The organism is Promicromonospora sp. NPDC090134 (genome assembly GCF_044746965.1).
Classification (GTDB): domain Bacteria; phylum Actinomycetota; class Actinomycetes; order Actinomycetales; family Cellulomonadaceae; genus Promicromonospora.
Map to the genome: position 1 here is coordinate 34,897 of NZ_JBIVCZ010000004.1, position 14,255 is coordinate 49,151.

The window sequence follows — 14,255 nt, forward strand, 5'->3', positions numbered from 1 at the left end:
AGCGGCGTGGCGGTCCGCCTCGCCTGCGTCAGCGCCCCCGCGTTGCCCGTTCGACGCGGTCGAAGTTGGCGGTCTCCCGGGGATCCCCGACGTCGCCCTGGGGGTCGGTGTCCAACGGGACCACCTGCCCGTCGCGCCGCAGCCCCCAGGCCACCAGCGGCGCGCGCATCTCGGTCTGCTCGTCCTTGTACACGGCCACCCATCCGTCGGCGGGGATGAGCTGCACGATGTGCTGGTCAGGGGTGTTCTCGCCCGGCGTTTCGGTCATGTGGGCACGCTATCGGACAGGCCGGCCGTCCAGCCGCCCGACCACCGTGTCGAGGGTCGGCCACGGCGCACCCGCGCGCAGCACGCGCAGCAGCTCCTCGCCGAACAGCCTCCCCCGCGGGAACTGGTCGTCACGGTCCCACCGCCAGGCGGCGACCATCGCGAGCACGAGCTGCCGGCACTCGTCCAGGAGCTCCTGGTCCACGCCGGGGTAGTGCGCGCAGACCGCCTCGGGAACATGGGCGAGATCGAACTCGACCGGTCCGCGGCAGCACGTCTCCAGGTCGACGAACAACGGGCCGCTGGTCGTGCTGAGCACGTTGCCCGGGTGCGGCTCGCCGTGGAGCAGCTGCTCCGCCGCGCCGCGGCCCTCGATCGCTCGCCGCAGGTCTGCCAGCCTGCCGCCGAGGAACGCGCGGTCGGCGTCGGCGACCTCCGGCGAGCGGACCGGGTCGGCGACGATCTCCTCCGCCTCCGTGATCCGGTCCGTGAACCGCGGGCTCGGCAGGTCGACCGCGCGCATCCCGGCGTGCAGCTCCTCCAGCGCCTTGGCGACGTCGACCGGTGCGGCGCCGGGTGTCACGGGCTCGTAGTAGGTCCACAGCGTCACGGCGAAGCCGTCGCGTCTGTACACCCGCGGGTCCACCCGGGGTTCCAACGGGGCCAGCGGTGCTCCGACCTCGACGAGCCGCTGCGCGAGGTCGACCTCGAACTGCGCGACCTCCTGTCCCACCGGGGCGACCCGGGCGAACACGTCGCACGGTGTCAGCCGCAGCGCCAGCTTGTTCGAGTCGTGCAGCACGACGGCGTCGTCGGCCGGCAGGTCGAGCGATGCGGCGAGGGAGGTCGCAGCCGCGATGGCACGCGTGACGTCGGTGGGCTCCACCGTCGCATCCTGGCACGGGCGGGCAAGGGCAATTCCGACCAGTCCTGGGGGATCCCGTGCACCCGCGTCGCGTCGTGGTGCTCTCGGGCCGCGCTATCGTCCAGCCATGACCGGACCGCAGCTTTTCGCTCTCGCTTGGTCGGTCATCGCCGTCATCATGGGAATCGGCTGGTTCACGCTCGCGAGGAAGTTCGCGGACGCCGCTGAACGAGGGCCCGAGTGGCTGTGGATCCAGCTCAGCTACCGAAGCAACTTCCTGGGCGCACGCGTGGCCGGCATGGTGATGGTCGTTGTCGGCTTCACGATAGGAATCCTCTCGCTGACAGGCGTACTGGCATAGACGCCTGCCGCAACCACGTGCATGCCCGCCACCACCCGCGCAGATCACCCCGCCGCCCACCGCTGAGGCATGCTGTACCCATGCCGAAGACCCTGCCCACTGGCCCCACCGTGATCACCGACGACAGCGAGGTGCGCTTCGTCGCCGGGGCCGACCAGTTCGCGCTCAAGCTCAAGGACGGGCACCTGCACGTGCGCGCGATCGACACCGACGGTGGCGAGGCGCAGCTCGTCGTGATCCCGACGTCGCGCAGCACCCTCAACCTGGAGATCAAGCACCCGGGTGCCCACGGCCCCGTGGCCGTGGAAGGGCCGACGCTGCGCTGAGCGCCCGGGCCCACGGCCCGCCGGACGGGGCGTTCCCCGGAACGTCCGGCGACTTCGAAATCGTTACGACACACGCACGACACAGCAACGGCTCCCAGGCCTGTCAGCGTCTGCAGCGACTGTTCCACCCTCCGTACCGCTGCGGAATCACTGGGAGATCGTTGTGAGAGCAAGAAGACTGGTTGTCGCGGCCACTGCCGCCGCACTCGTCGTGGGCGGCCTGCCCACGGCGGCAGCCGTAGGCTCCGCGCCGCCGGCAGTGGCCGCGACACCTGAGGCACCACCCTCGGTCCCGGACGTCCCGGACACCGACGTCGTCCTCGTCACCGGTGACCGGGTCACCACCAGCACCGCTGCCGACGGCGCACCGACCGTCGGGTTCGAGGCCGCGCCGCGGCCCGACGGTCGCCCGGTCAGCTACGCCGCCTTCGGCGACGCCGCGGGCCACTACTTCGTCGTCCCGTCGGACGTCGCCGACCTGGTGCCGGCGAGGCTGGACCTCCGGCTCTTCGACGTCACCGCACTGGAGGCGGCGCAGGACGACGACGCGGACACCGGCCTGCCGGTGATCGTGCAGACCACCACCGCCCGCGCGGCCCGATCGACGGAGCCGACCTGGCGGACGCTCGACCTCGACGTCGACCGGACCCTGGAGTCGATCGACGCGGTCGCGGGCGACGTCCCGGCGGACGGCGCCCGCCCGCTCGTGGACGCCGTCGAGGACGGCCGGACCGTGAGCAAGGTGTGGCTGGACGCCCCGCTCGAGGTGTCCGACGCCGACTCCACGCCCCAGATCGGCGCGACCGACGCCTGGGACCTCGGCATCGACGGCACCGGCGTGACCGTCGCGGTCCTCGACTCCGGCATCGACACCACCCACCCCGACCTGGACCAGGGCACCGTGGCCCTCGAACGGGACTTCACCGGCTCGGGCAGCACGCACGACGCCCTCGGCCACGGCACGCACGTCGCCTCGATCATCGCGGGCAGCGGCGAGGCGTCCGACGGCGAGAACCGCGGCGTCGCACCCGGCGCCCGGCTGCTGAACGGCCGCGTCCTGAACGACGACGGCGAGGGCGACGAGTCCTGGGCCATCGACGCCATGGAGTGGGCGGCCTCGAACGACGCGGACGTCATCAACATGAGCCTGGGCGTACGGGGTGCGTACACCGACGGCACCGACCCCGCGGCCCTCGCCGTCGACTCGATCTCGGAGCGCTACGACACCCTCGTCACCATCGCGGCCGGCAACGAGGGCAACTGGGGCACCCCCTTCACGGTCACCACGCCCGGTACCGCGGACAGCGCCCTGACGGTCGGCGCGGTGACCGACTCCGACGACATCGCGTACTTCTCCTCGATGGGACCGCGGGCCGGCGACTACGCGATCAAGCCCGACATCGCGGCGCCCGGCGACGGGATCGTCGCCGCCCGCGCCGCCGGGACCACCCCCGACGTGCCGGTCGGCGACCACTACGCCGCCATGTCCGGCACGTCGATGGCCACGCCGCACGTGGCCGGGGCGGCCGCGCTGCTCAAGCAGGCACGGCCGGAGCTGGACGGCGAGGCCCTAAAGTCGGTGCTCATGGGCTCGGCCCAGCCGGCGGGCAACTCGGTGTTCGCCGAGGGCGCGGGCCGCGCCTGGGTGCCCGGGGCGATCGGGGAGGCGGTCTACGCGACGCCGGCCTCGCTCTCCTTCGGGCTGTTCGACTCGCCCCGTGCCGACCAGACCCCGCGCACGCAGACCGTCACGTACACGAACGACTCCGGCACCGCCGTCGACGTGGACCTCGCCCTCTCGGTCAACGCGGGCGACGGTGTGCCCGTCCCCACGGGCGTGGCGTCCCTGTCCACGGACACCCTGACGATCCCCGCCCACGGCTCCGCGTCCGCGGACGTGACCATCGACCCGCGCTCCGACGAGCCCGACGTCTTCGCCGGTGTGCTCCGCGCGACCGGGGCCGGGTTCCCCGCCGTGCGGACCGTGCTGGCGTTCCAGAGCGACCCGGACATGTACACGCTGCGCATCGAGGCGAGCCGCCTCGGCGGCCGGCCCGCCGGCAACCCGGACGCGGGCTGGGTCCACGGCATCGACGACCCGAACGTGAACCAGTGGTTCCAGTTCACCGACGGCGTGGCCGAAGTGCGCCTGCCCGCCGGCCGCTACGCGGTCCAGGGCCAGCTCTTCGACGCGGTGTCGCCGTCGGCCGCCTACTTCGACGGCGTCGTCAGCTTCACGCGCGACGCCGACCTGACGGCCGGTGACGCCACGCTCACGCTGGACGGCAGCGCGGCGGTGCCGGTGCGCATGGAGACGCCCAAGAAGGTGGCGCCCCGTGCCCTGGCCTCGGACCTGGTCCGCGACCTGCCGGGCCGCAGCGGCCCGGTGACCACGGGCACCTCGTTCAGCACCGGCGACTACACCGGCGGCATGGAGCTGAACGCGTACGTGCTGCGGGACGGCGGCCCGCTCGCGGGCGAGACCACGGTGACGTCGCGCTACCTGCTGGACCAGCCGTTGCTCGACGTCGCCGCTGTGGGCGCCGGCCGGACGCTCGACGTGTCGCGCGAGCTGGGCCATGCGGTCCGGTCCCCGCGGTACGAGGGACGGATCTCGGCACGCCTCGTGGACGGCGGGACCGGCACCCCCGAGGAGCTGGCCGCGGTGCACGCGGACGGCGCCGTCGTGCTGGTCGAGGACACCGGCGACCTCACGCTGAACCCGCAGTCGCAGGCCGCGCGGGACGCGGGCGCCGTGGCGGTGATCGTGTACGGGTCCACCCCGGGCCCGTTCTACCACCAGGTGGACAACCGGACGATCAACACCATGAACGACCAGGCCGTGCCCACGCTGACGCTGAAGCGCGACCTCGGTCTGAAGCTCGTCGAGGCCGCACAGCGAGGCGCGACGCTGCGGGGCACAGGCCGCGCGACGCCGTCCTACCAGTACGCGCTGGGCTACAGCGAACAGGGGCGGACGATCCCCCGATCGCTCACCTACCGGCCCTCGGCCAAGGACCTCGCGGCGGTCGAGACCGAGCTGCGGTCGTTCAAGCCGTTCGCCGCGGGGCTCCGGAACGCCGAGCGGCTCACCATCACCAGCGGCAGCACGATGAGCGGCTGGCAGCAGTCCTGGACCACGGGCGCGGTGAGCGGGCGGACGGTCTACTACTCGACCCAGCCCGGCGTGCGGTTCCAGCGCGGTTCCACCGCCGCCCAGGGCCTCAACGCCTGGCCCGCGTGGATCGATGGTGAGGCGGTGACCTACGAGCCGGGGCGGCAGCCTCAGGAGACCTACAACGCCCAGGTGCACCACGGTGGGCTCTGGGCGTCCCCGGCCGCCCCGCAGGACGCCGCGGTCTACCGCGACGGCAGCACCCTCGGGATCGACCTGCCCTACCGGGTCGACGGCGAGGGCCACGCCCAGGAGTGGGGTCCGGACGAGGCCTCCACGGGCCGGCTCCGGGTCTGGCAGGGCGACGACCTGCTGACCGACGACGCGAACGGCACGTACGCGACGCAGGACGTCGGCACCGGCAAGGACCGGTTCCGCATCCGGCTGGACACGCACCGCGACACGCCCTGGTGGCCGATGTCGACGGACGTGACGACCGAGTGGGGCTTCGTCTCGGGCAGCAGCAAGGCCCCGGAGGTGCTCCCGCTGCTCCAGCTCGACTACGGCGTACAGGGCCTGGACGCGTACAACACGGCGGGCCGGCGCTCCACGGAGCTGGACCTCCAGGTCTCGCACCAGGACGGCGCCGCCGGGGCAGCACCCGTCACGAGCCTGAAGCTGTGGTCCTCCACGGACGGCGGCGAGCACTGGACGCCGGTGCGCGTGAACCGGGCGTCCGGGCACGGCCCGGGGCATGACGGGGCCGGCGCGTACTCCGCCACGGTCACGGCCCCGCCGGGGTCGACGACGGTCTCGCTGCGCTCCGAGGCACGGGACGCGGCAGGAGCCACCTTCTCCGAGACGGTGATCGACGCGTTCGCGGTGAACGCCCGCCACTGAGTTGTCCGGTCCGGTAGGACACGAAGGCCCCCGCCCTGCGGCGGGGGCCTTCGTTGCTGCCCGAACGAGAAGCAAGCCGCCCGCTAGCTCCGCGACCCGGCATCCTTGCGCTGGTTGGCGAGGAAGCGTGCCTTCTTCTCGCGGTTCCCGCACGTGCCCATGTCGCACCATCGGCGCGACCGGCTCTGGCTGGTGTCGAAGAAGGCGGCCCGACACGTCGGGGAGGCGCACAGGGACAGCTTTCCGTCCCGCTCCCCCGCGAGGACGCTGATCGCGTCGGCGGCAGCAACCCCGAGGGCATCGTCGACGGCTGACGCCGAGGAGAGCCGCCATCGCCGACCGCCCTCGGGGGTAAGGACGGCCGAGGCCCGACCCTGCGTGCTGAAGTCGTTGATGACCTCGACGGCGGCGGCAGGGAGCGGCTCCTGCTGCGCTGCCGCCGTCGCGGCCTCGTGGATCGCCTCCCGCAGCTCCCGCGCGCGGTCGAGCTGGGCCGCGGTGGCGGACTCCACGGCCAGGCCGCTCACCGTGAGCCAGTCGACGAGCCGGCCCGGCGTCGGGATGCGCTCCACGGGGTCGCCGTGCCGCTCCGACAGGGTCCCCGTGAAGCTCGTCGCGAGCACCTTGCCGAGGCGGAAGTCAGGGAACCGAGCACTCATGGAACCACCTTAGCCGGTTGCGTCCCGTCGCGGAGGCCTGTTAGAACCGTCTTAGCCGGTTCCTTCGACCCTGAGCCGGCGCCACCGACGAGGAGGTCTCATGAACCAGCCCAGCGACGTGCAGCCGTTCGAAGCACATGCGACCGACGCCGATCTCGACGACCTGCGTGCCCGGCTGGCCGCGGCCCGGCTGCCGGAGGCCGAGACAGTCCGCGCCGCGCCGGCGTCCCAGAGATGGGACCAGGGCGTTCCCCTCGCCGACCTCGTGGACGTCGTCGATCACTGGCGCACCAGGTACGACTGGCGGCGCTTCGAGGCGCGCCTTGACCAGATCGGCCAGTTCCGCACGATGATCGACGGCCTGGGCATCCACTTCCTGCACCGCCGTTCCCCACGGCCCGACGCCACGCCGCTGGTCCTGACGCACGGCTGGCCGGGCAGCATCGCCGAGTTCACCGACGTCGTCGACGAGCTGACCGACCCGACGAGCGCGGACGCGCCGGCGTTCCACGTCGTCGTCCCGTCGCTGCCGGGGTTCGGGTACAGCGACCGGCCGGCCACCACCGGGTGGGGTATCGAGAAGATCGCCGCCGCGTGGGTGGAGCTGATGGGGCGGCTCGGCTACGACCGGTTCCTGGCCCACGGCGGCGACTGGGGCGGCGTCATCACCACGATCCTCGGCGGCAGGTTCCCGGAGCACGTGATCGGCATCCACACCACGGTCGCGCAGGCGCCGCCCGGCCTGTCGACGGACGGGCTGACGGCGGCCGAGCGCACCTGGGTCGAGGAGTCTCACGACTTCTGGGGACGCCGCGCGGCGTACGCGAAGCAGCAGGCGGCCCGGCCGCAGACCATCGGCTACTCGCTCGTCGACTCACCGGTCGGGCTGCTCGCCTGGATCCTCGACAAGTTCGCGGAGTGGACGGACACACGGGACAGCCCGTTCGAGACGATCCCCGTCGACAGCGTGCTGGACGACGTCACCCTCTACTGGCTGACGGCGACCGGCGCGTCGTCGGCCCGCATCTACGCCGAGAGCCACGCCTCGCTCGACCCCGACCTCCGGGTCGACGTCCCGTCGGCGATCACCACCTACCCCCGCGACATCGAGCGGTGGCCGCGCCCCTGGGCGCGGGAGCGGTTCCGCCAGATCGTGCGGTGGACGACGCCGGAGACCGGAGGGCACTTCCCGTCGCTGGAGGTTCCCGGGTACTTCGTCCAGGACCTGCGGGACGGCCTCGCCGCGGTGCTGGCCGCTCGCGGGTGAACCCGGCGGTATCTCACCGTCGCGGTCCGAGCGCTTCCCGCATTTCCCATTCGGTCAGAACCGAATAACACCTCTTTCATTCGGTCGTGACCGAACGTGATGGAAACCAATTCTCCGGGGTGACAACCTCCAGATGTGCTCGCCGAGCACAACAACAATGGAGGAGTTCATATGAGTAGGTTGCATACGGGGGCCGCCGCATTCACAGCAGTGGCCGCGGTCCTGCTGGGCCTCTTCGTCGCGGGCCCCGCCTCGGCCCAGACACCCGAGAGCGCGAGCGCGGTGACAGAGCTTTCCGACACGCCGGGTGACGGCCGGCTCTACCAGGCTCCGCCCGCTCCGCGCGGCGAGGTCGCCGCCACCACGGGCATCGGGGTCCAGGCCGTCTCGCCGACCATCACACCGTCGGTGTCATTCGAGCTCGTGCGGAGGGGCGGAACGTACAGCTGCAGCAACGGCACCCTCTGCACCGCTGTGTGGGACCCGGTCCACGACGCATGGAAGATCTTCAAGCTGTACGCGTGCCATGTCTATCAGGTGCACAACTGGCAGCTGGACGGATGGTACGTCGACAAGCAGACCTATGGTCAGACGTCATATTTCAAGGGCCAGAGCTATTACAACAATCTCTGGTCCCACACGTCGACCTATAACCCGTACACCGGGTCAGGCGCCCCGGCGCTCGACGCGAACTGGAACCCCGTGTGGATGATTCACAACTGCGGTCCCGGTTGGGACTGACAGGTCCGGCCCAGGTCCGTCGGCCGCACCGTCGCCCCAGTCACCGCCGCCGTCTGGATCGCGCACAGCAGCCGCACGGTCTCCACGGCGTCGTCGATCCCGACGGGCACCGGTGAGGACGTCTCCAGCGCGTCGATGATCCGCGTCCACTGGGCCAGGTGCCCCGCGTGCCCGATCGCCAGCGGTTCGGCCGCGCCGCTCGCGGTGCGGCCGGGCCGAGGCTCCGGCACCCCCGGGACGTCCCAGTGGCGTACCTCCCCCTGCCCGAGCTCGACCGAGCCCCGGGACCCGAACAGGGCGATCGTCGCGGGGAACCCCGGCGGCGTCGCCGTCGTCGTGGTCACCAGGCCCAGCGCCCCCGAGGCGAACCGCAGTGTCGCCACGGTCGTGTCCTCGGCCTCGATCGTGTGCGCGAGCGTGGCGGACTGCGCCGTCACCGACTCGACCGTGCCGCACAGCCAGCGCAGCAGGTCCACGTTGTGCACGCCCTGGTTCATCAGGGACCCGCCGCCCTGCGCCGTCGTGGACCGCCAGCCCGCCGCGCGGTAGTAGTCGTCGTCGCGGTGCCAGTGCACGTGCGTCATGGCGAGCCGCAGCTCGCCCAGCGCGCCGTCGTCGAGTGCCCGCCGGAGCGAGACGTGCTCGGCCTCCAGGCGTCGCTGGGAGATCATCGAGACGCTCAGCCCGCGCTCGTGCGCCGCAGCCGCGACCCGCAGCGCGTCGTCGACGTCGAGCGCGAGCGGCTTCTCGACGACGACGTGCCGGCCGGCCTCCAGCGCCGCCAGCGCCAGCGCCGCATGCGTGCCGCTCGGCGTGCAGATCGCCACGACGTCGACGTCGGGGTGGGCGATCACCTCGTTGGGTTCGAGACGCACCGCCGGCGGGACGCCTGGGTCCGCCGGCTCCGGCGGGCGCGCCCGGCCGCTGTACGCGACGAGCCGCGCCCGCCCGCCCAGCTCACCGAGCGCCCGGGCGTGCATCGCGCCGATGCCGCCCATCCCGACGATGCCCACCCCGAGACCGGCCCCTGGCGAGCCCGCGGTCACGGCCGGACCCGGTCACTCGGTCGCATGGCTCGCGCCGAGCAGCTCGCGCAGGCGCTCCGCCGCCGCCGTGAACCGCGGGTCGGCGAGCGTCGGCCCGTACTCGCGGCGCTCCGGCAGCCCGGGTTCGAGCGTCTCCACGATCCGGCCCGGTCGCGGGCTCATGACGACGATCCGGCTGCCCAGGTACACCGCCTCCGGCACGGAGTGGGTCACCAGCACCACGGTGGTGCCGGTCTCGCGCCAGATCCGGTTCATCTCGATGTTCATCTGCTCGCGCGTGAGCGCGTCGAGCGCGCCGAACGGCTCGTCCATGAGCAGCACCCGGGGCTCGTGCAGCAGGGCGCGGCACAGCGCGACGCGCTGCTGCATGCCGCCGGACAGCTCGTGCGGCAGGGCCCGCTCGAACCCGGTCAGGCCGGTGAGCTCGATGAGGTGGTCCGCGCGCTCCTCCGCCCGACGCCGGTCCATCCCGCGCATCTCGGCCTGGAGCAGGATGTTCTTGCGCACGCCCCGCCACTCCAGCAGGGCCGAGCGCTGGAAGGCGAAGCCGATCTCGCGCTGCGGCCCGGTGACCGGCTGCCCGTACAGGCGCACGTCGCCCTCGGTGGCCAGGGTGAGCCCCGCGATGATCTTGAGCAGCGTCGACTTGCCGCAGCCCGACGGCCCCGCGATCGTGACGAACTCCCCGGGCCGCACGGCGAGCGACACGTCGTCGAGCGCGACGGTCTCCGACCGCTTGGACGTGAAGCGCCGCGTGAGGTGCGCGACCTCGATGATCGGCTCGACGTCGGCGGGCCGCGCGGCCGCGCCGTGCTCGGTCGTGGGCCCGGTCGTCGCGGTCACAGGTCCTCCCCGAAGGTCGCGTCCCAGTAGGCGTCCGGCGTGGACTCGCCCTCGAACTCCGTGTTCTCCGTCAGGAACGTGAGCGTGTCCGTCCACTGCTCCTCGGTGTTCACGCCGGGCGCGGGGGCCGCCTCCAGGTTGAGCAGGCCGATCGTCGCCTCGAGCTGCGCCGCGAGCACGCTCTCCTCGGGCGCCTGCTCGGCGCCGGCCGCCATCGCGGCCACGGCGGCGTCCGGGTCCTCCGACGCCGCGAGGAACGACTTCGACGTCGCCCGCACCATCGCCTGGACCAGCTCGGGGTCGCTCTCGATCGTCGCCTCGTGCGCCAGGAGGCCGGTGCCGAGCATGTTCATGCCGAACTCCGAGAACGGCAGGGCGGAGACCTCCTTGCCGGTCTGGTTCTCGATGGTCGGCGCCTGGTCGTGGTAGAAGCCCTGGATGGCGTCGACCTTGCCCTCGATCAGCGCGGCGATCTTGCCCGCGGCGTCGACGTTGACCACGGTCACGTCGTCCGGGTCCACGCCGTTGATCTCCAGCCACGCCGGGAAGGTGCCGTACATGGCGTCGCCGGGCGTGCCGCCGACCGTCTTGCCCACGAGGTCGGCGGGCTCGGTGATGCCCTGGTCGTCGAAGAACTCGACGGAGCTGGGGCCGGTCTGCAGGAAGACGCCGACGCTGCGCACCGGCATGCCGGAGCTGATCCCGTTCGCCAGCGGCGGGGTGTCCGCCCACCCGAAGTCGGTGTTGCGCTGCGCCACCTGCTGCACGGTGTTGCCGGACCCGTTGCCCGGCTGGATCGTCAGGTCGATCCCCTCGTCCTCGAAGATCCCCTCTGCCACGCCGTAGTAGAACGGCGCGTGCTCGCCGTACGGCACCCAGTTGAGGGTCACCGTGACCTCGCTCAGGCCCTCGGCGTTCTGCTCGCCCGACCCGCCACCCGCGGTCTGCCCGCAGGCCGCGACCGTCGCCAGGGCGACGCCGCCCACGGCCAGCGACAGCACGGTCTTGCGGCCACGGATCCTGCCGTCACGCTTGTTGCCACCACGCATGGGAGAGCCTTTCTGGTCGTGCCGCCACGGGGACGGCGGGAACGCGGAAGAGTGCGGTCCGGGGATCAGACGGTCGCGAGCGCGAGGTTCCCGCGCCGCGACGCGTGCCACGGGATGAAGAGGCGTTCGAGCACCTCGACCAGCACGAAGAGGACCACGCCGATGAGCGACATGAGGATCAGGTCGGCGAAGAGCAGCGGCGCGTCGAGGTTGCCGCTGGCGAGCAGCAGCACGTACCCGAGACCGCGGTCGGCGCCGACGAACTCGCCGACGACGGCGCCTACGACCGCGAGGGTGACCGCGACCTTGAGGCCGGACATGAGCTGCGGGAGAGCGCCGGGGAAGCGGATCTTGCGGAACGTCTTCCACCGCGAGGCGCCCATCGTCGCGGACATCTCCAGCAGCTCCGGGTCGACCGACCGCAGTCCCGCCACGGCCGAGACGACGACCGGGAAGAAGGCGATGAGGACGGCCAGGACGATCTTCGGCGTCATCCCGAACCCGAACCAGACCACCAGGATCGGGGCGATGGCGATCTTCGGGATGACCTGGGCGAAGAGGATGAGCGGGTAGAGGGACTTCTCCGCGGTCCTCGAGTAGACCAGCAGCACGGCCGCCGCCACGCCGATCACGGCGGCGAGCACGAAGCCGACGATCGTCTCCAGCGTGGTCACCCACGTGTGCTCCAGCAGCATCGCCCACTCGGCGACCATCGTCTCGGCGACGGCGCCGGGCGAGGGCACCAGGTAGGCCGGGACCAGCTCGCGCCAGGCCACGAACCACCACAGCGCGAAGAGCGCGAACAGCACCGCCACCGGCCGCCACGACTCCGCGAGCAGCGTCAGCGCCCGGGTCCCGAGCGGTGTCCCGCCGGCAGGCGGCGTCGTCGGCCGGGACCCGGGCCCGCGCGAGGACGGGGTCGCGGGGCGGGCCTCCTGGGTGGTCACCATGGCGTGATCCTCCATAGTTCGCTCTTTCCGTTTCGTCGCACGGGGCGGACGTCGACACCCGTGGGGCAGCGGGTCGGGGCACGCCGGACGTCGTCGTCCGGGTGGTGCCGGTCGGTAGAGCAGGTCAGCAGCCCCGGCCGGTGGAGCTGCGCGTCACGACGGACACTATGAGCCGCGCCCGGGCCGGACAACGAGTTGCCACTTGTTGCCCCGCCGCCGCACGCCCCCGGGCGGCGGCGGTTGCCACCGGGCTCGGGTCAGCCGCCGTCAGCGGTCGCCCGGGTCGAGGACGGCGTCCGCGCCGGCCTCGGTGACGGCCTCCAGGTCGACGGCCACCGACCGGAAGCCCGCGGACCGCACGGCCCGCAGCACCTCCCCGCGCAGGGGCTCCACCGCCAGGCTCGCGAGGTCGGCGTGCGGCGCCTCGAGCCGCGCCAGGTCGCCGTGGTGCCGCACGCGGATCTCCTCCAGGCCGAGGCGCCTGAGCTCGCTCTCCGCGGCCTCGACCTGGACCGCCTCGTCCGCCACCGCCTCGTCCGCCACGGGGCCGGCGAGCGCTTCGGGCGGCACGTCGAGCGGGCCGGTAGGCAGGGTCATGCCGTCATTCGAGGGTGCCGCACCCGGGGCGGTCAAGGTGTTGCCACCTCTTGCCGGGCAGGCAAGGACGTGCCGCGCCCGGGCCGTCGACGGCAAATGGTTGCCGTGGCCGTCCGCTCGCCGTACGCTCCCCGCGCATGGGCGAAACTGGCGAAACAGGGAGCTCTCGGAACAGACCGACCATCTACGACGTCGCCAGGGCCGCCGGCGTCGCGCCCTCGACCGTCTCGCGGGCGTTCTCCCGGCCGGGGCGCGTCAACGCGGAGACGGCGGACCGCATCCGGCGCGTGGCCCACGAGCTCGGCTACCGGACCAGCCCCATCGGGCGCGGCCTGCCGGACGGCAGGACCGCGCTGCTCGCGATCGTCGTGGCCGACCTGACCAACCCGTTCTTCTTCGAGATCATCCGCAGCGCCGAGAAGACCGCCATCGACTCCGGGTACACGCTGCTGGTGGTGGACGCGCACGAGTCGAGCGGCGCGGAGCGCCGGGCCCTGGAGCGCACGCTGCCCCTGGTAGAGGGGGTCGTCCTCGCCACGTCACGGCTCTCGGACGCGGCGATCCGGGCCGTCGCCAAGCAGCGGCCGACGGTCGTGATGAACCGCGTCGTCACGGACGTCCCGAGCGTGGTGACCGACAACGCCCAGGGGATGCGGCGCGCCGTCGAGCACCTGGCGGGCCTCGGGCATGCCCGGCTGACGTACCTGGCCGGCCCCGAGGCGTCCTGGGCCGACGGCATGCGCTGGCGCGCCTTCCGCGAGGCGACCCAGGAGCTCGGCCTGCGGGCGTGGCGCCTCGGTCCGTTCGCGCCGACGCTCGCCGGCGGGCTCTCGGCCGCCCAGGCGCTGACCACCCACTCCGCGACCGCGACCGTCGCCTACAACGACCTCGTCGCGATCGGCACGATGCGCGGGCTGACGCGGCTCGGGGTCGAGATCCCCCGTGACCTGAGCGTCGTCGGGTTCGACAACATCTTCGGCTCCGACTTCTGCACCCCGCCGCTGACCACGGTGGCCTCTCCCCTGCGCCACTTCGGGACGTTCGCCGTCCAGCGCCTGCTGAACCAGCTCCGCGCCCCGTCGTCCGGCGCCTCGCCCAGCCTGTCGGCCCCGGCGCTGCTCCCGGCGAAGCTCGTCGAACGCGGCTCGACCGCCCGCCGCGCCTGACCCGGGGCCAGGGGCAACAAGTGGCAACTCGTTGTCCGGGGTTACCGCTCACCGCATAGTGACGTGGCGTAGGCACGGTCCCAGCCAGGCAAGGTCCTCGATG

General features: G+C 72.5%; 14 protein-coding genes. 6 read left to right on the forward strand and 8 right to left on the reverse strand.

Translation table 11 applies throughout. The annotated features are described in order from the left end of the window. Positions 1 to 28: 28 nt before the first annotated feature. Positions 29 to 268 carry a hypothetical protein gene (locus tag ACIPN7_RS12515; RefSeq protein WP_400542075.1) on the reverse strand — a complete coding sequence of 80 codons (240 nt, stop codon included), beginning with the start codon at positions 266 to 268 and terminating at the stop codon, positions 29 to 31. 9 nt (positions 269 to 277) lie between these two features. Then, positions 278 to 1,153 carry a phosphotransferase gene (locus ACIPN7_RS12520; RefSeq protein WP_400542078.1) on the reverse strand — a complete coding sequence of 292 codons (876 nt, stop codon included), beginning with the start codon at positions 1,151 to 1,153 and terminating at the stop codon, positions 278 to 280. Positions 1,154 to 1,259: 106 nt separating this feature from the next. On the opposite strand from ACIPN7_RS12520, the gene ACIPN7_RS12525 reads away from it, so the two are divergent. The 3 genes from ACIPN7_RS12525 to ACIPN7_RS12535 all read left to right on the forward strand — a co-directional run bounded on the left by ACIPN7_RS12525 (position 1,260) and on the right by ACIPN7_RS12535 (position 5,834). Continuing rightward, positions 1,260 to 1,493, forward strand: coding sequence for a hypothetical protein (locus ACIPN7_RS12525; protein WP_400542080.1), 234 nt, complete (start codon positions 1,260 to 1,262; stop codon positions 1,491 to 1,493). 80 nt (positions 1,494 to 1,573) lie between these two features. Next, positions 1,574 to 1,819 carry a hypothetical protein gene (locus tag ACIPN7_RS12530; RefSeq protein ID WP_400542083.1) on the forward strand — a complete coding sequence of 82 codons (246 nt, stop codon included), beginning with the start codon at positions 1,574 to 1,576 and terminating at the stop codon, positions 1,817 to 1,819. Positions 1,820 to 1,982: 163 nt separating this feature from the next. After that, positions 1,983 to 5,834: a S8 family serine peptidase gene (locus ACIPN7_RS12535; RefSeq protein ID WP_400542086.1), complete on the forward strand. Its 3,852-nt coding sequence runs from the start codon at positions 1,983 to 1,985 to the stop codon at positions 5,832 to 5,834. Between the two features lie 83 nt (positions 5,835 to 5,917). Here ACIPN7_RS12535 and ACIPN7_RS12540 read toward each other — a convergent pair whose 3' ends face one another. Next, the gene (locus ACIPN7_RS12540) at positions 5,918 to 6,493 is read right to left on the reverse strand and encodes a CGNR zinc finger domain-containing protein (protein ID WP_400542089.1); all 576 of its coding nucleotides are present in this window, start codon (positions 6,491 to 6,493) and stop codon (positions 5,918 to 5,920) included. A gap of 100 nt (positions 6,494 to 6,593) precedes the next feature. On the opposite strand from ACIPN7_RS12540, the gene ACIPN7_RS12545 reads away from it, so the two are divergent. Both ACIPN7_RS12545 and ACIPN7_RS12550 read left to right on the forward strand, forming a co-directional pair. Next, entirely contained in the window at positions 6,594 to 7,760 is a 1,167-nt protein-coding gene (locus tag ACIPN7_RS12545; protein ID WP_400542092.1) for an epoxide hydrolase family protein, read from the forward strand. Between the two features lie 171 nt (positions 7,761 to 7,931). Then, positions 7,932 to 8,501 carry a hypothetical protein gene (locus tag ACIPN7_RS12550; protein WP_400542095.1) on the forward strand — a complete coding sequence of 190 codons (570 nt, stop codon included), beginning with the start codon at positions 7,932 to 7,934 and terminating at the stop codon, positions 8,499 to 8,501. Here the strand turns inward: ACIPN7_RS12550 and ACIPN7_RS12555 are convergent. From ACIPN7_RS12555 to ACIPN7_RS12575, 5 genes are all read right to left on the reverse strand, one after another. Beyond that, positions 8,474 to 9,547 (reverse strand): Gfo/Idh/MocA family protein, encoded by a 1,074-nt coding sequence (locus ACIPN7_RS12555; protein WP_400542098.1) that lies wholly within the window; start codon positions 9,545 to 9,547, stop codon positions 8,474 to 8,476. The two genes, ACIPN7_RS12550 and ACIPN7_RS12555, sit on opposite strands and share 28 nt — an antisense overlap. A 12-nt stretch (positions 9,548 to 9,559) precedes the next feature. Continuing rightward, positions 9,560 to 10,390, reverse strand: a complete 831-nt coding sequence (locus ACIPN7_RS12560; RefSeq protein WP_400542101.1) for an ABC transporter ATP-binding protein — start codon at positions 10,388 to 10,390, stop codon at positions 9,560 to 9,562. Then, positions 10,387 to 11,439 carry an ABC transporter substrate-binding protein gene (locus ACIPN7_RS12565; RefSeq protein WP_400542104.1) on the reverse strand — a complete coding sequence of 351 codons (1,053 nt, stop codon included), beginning with the start codon at positions 11,437 to 11,439 and terminating at the stop codon, positions 10,387 to 10,389. The genes ACIPN7_RS12560 and ACIPN7_RS12565 overlap by 4 nt, the downstream gene beginning before the upstream one ends. A gap of 65 nt (positions 11,440 to 11,504) precedes the next feature. Next, positions 11,505 to 12,389, reverse strand: coding sequence for an ABC transporter permease (locus ACIPN7_RS12570; RefSeq protein ID WP_400542107.1), 885 nt, complete (start codon positions 12,387 to 12,389; stop codon positions 11,505 to 11,507). Positions 12,390 to 12,656: 267 nt separating this feature from the next. Continuing rightward, complete coding sequence (locus ACIPN7_RS12575) at positions 12,657 to 12,986, reverse strand: hypothetical protein (RefSeq protein WP_400542110.1); 330 nt, start codon at positions 12,984 to 12,986, stop codon at positions 12,657 to 12,659. A gap of 137 nt (positions 12,987 to 13,123) precedes the next feature. Here ACIPN7_RS12575 and ACIPN7_RS12580 point away from each other — a divergent pair, with 137 nt between their 5' ends. After that, positions 13,124 to 14,152, forward strand: a complete 1,029-nt coding sequence (locus ACIPN7_RS12580) for a LacI family DNA-binding transcriptional regulator (protein WP_400542113.1) — start codon at positions 13,124 to 13,126, stop codon at positions 14,150 to 14,152. The last annotated feature ends 103 nt before the right edge of the window (positions 14,153 to 14,255 follow it).

What these genes read in the sequence shown, in the direction of transcription:
- ACIPN7_RS12515 (WP_400542075.1), bottom strand. Translation starts at nt 268, where the DNA reads ATGACCGAAACGCCGGGCGAGAACACCCCTGACCAGCACATCGTGCAG.
- ACIPN7_RS12525 (WP_400542080.1), top strand. Translation starts at nt 1,260, where the DNA reads ATGACCGGACCGCAGCTTTTCGCTCTCGCTTGGTCGGTCATCGCCGTC.
- ACIPN7_RS12530 (WP_400542083.1), top strand. Translation starts at nt 1,574, where the DNA reads ATGCCGAAGACCCTGCCCACTGGCCCCACCGTGATCACCGACGACAGC.
- ACIPN7_RS12540 (WP_400542089.1), bottom strand. Translation starts at nt 6,493, where the DNA reads ATGAGTGCTCGGTTCCCTGACTTCCGCCTCGGCAAGGTGCTCGCGACG.
- ACIPN7_RS12545 (WP_400542092.1), top strand. Translation starts at nt 6,594, where the DNA reads ATGAACCAGCCCAGCGACGTGCAGCCGTTCGAAGCACATGCGACCGAC.
- ACIPN7_RS12550 (WP_400542095.1), top strand. Translation starts at nt 7,932, where the DNA reads ATGAGTAGGTTGCATACGGGGGCCGCCGCATTCACAGCAGTGGCCGCG.
- ACIPN7_RS12565 (WP_400542104.1), bottom strand. Translation starts at nt 11,439, where the DNA reads ATGCGTGGTGGCAACAAGCGTGACGGCAGGATCCGTGGCCGCAAGACC.
- ACIPN7_RS12570 (WP_400542107.1), bottom strand. Translation starts at nt 12,389, where the DNA reads ATGGTGACCACCCAGGAGGCCCGCCCCGCGACCCCGTCCTCGCGCGGG.
- ACIPN7_RS12575 (WP_400542110.1), bottom strand. Translation starts at nt 12,986, where the DNA reads ATGACCCTGCCTACCGGCCCGCTCGACGTGCCGCCCGAAGCGCTCGCC.
- ACIPN7_RS12580 (WP_400542113.1), top strand. Translation starts at nt 13,124, where the DNA reads ATGGGCGAAACTGGCGAAACAGGGAGCTCTCGGAACAGACCGACCATC.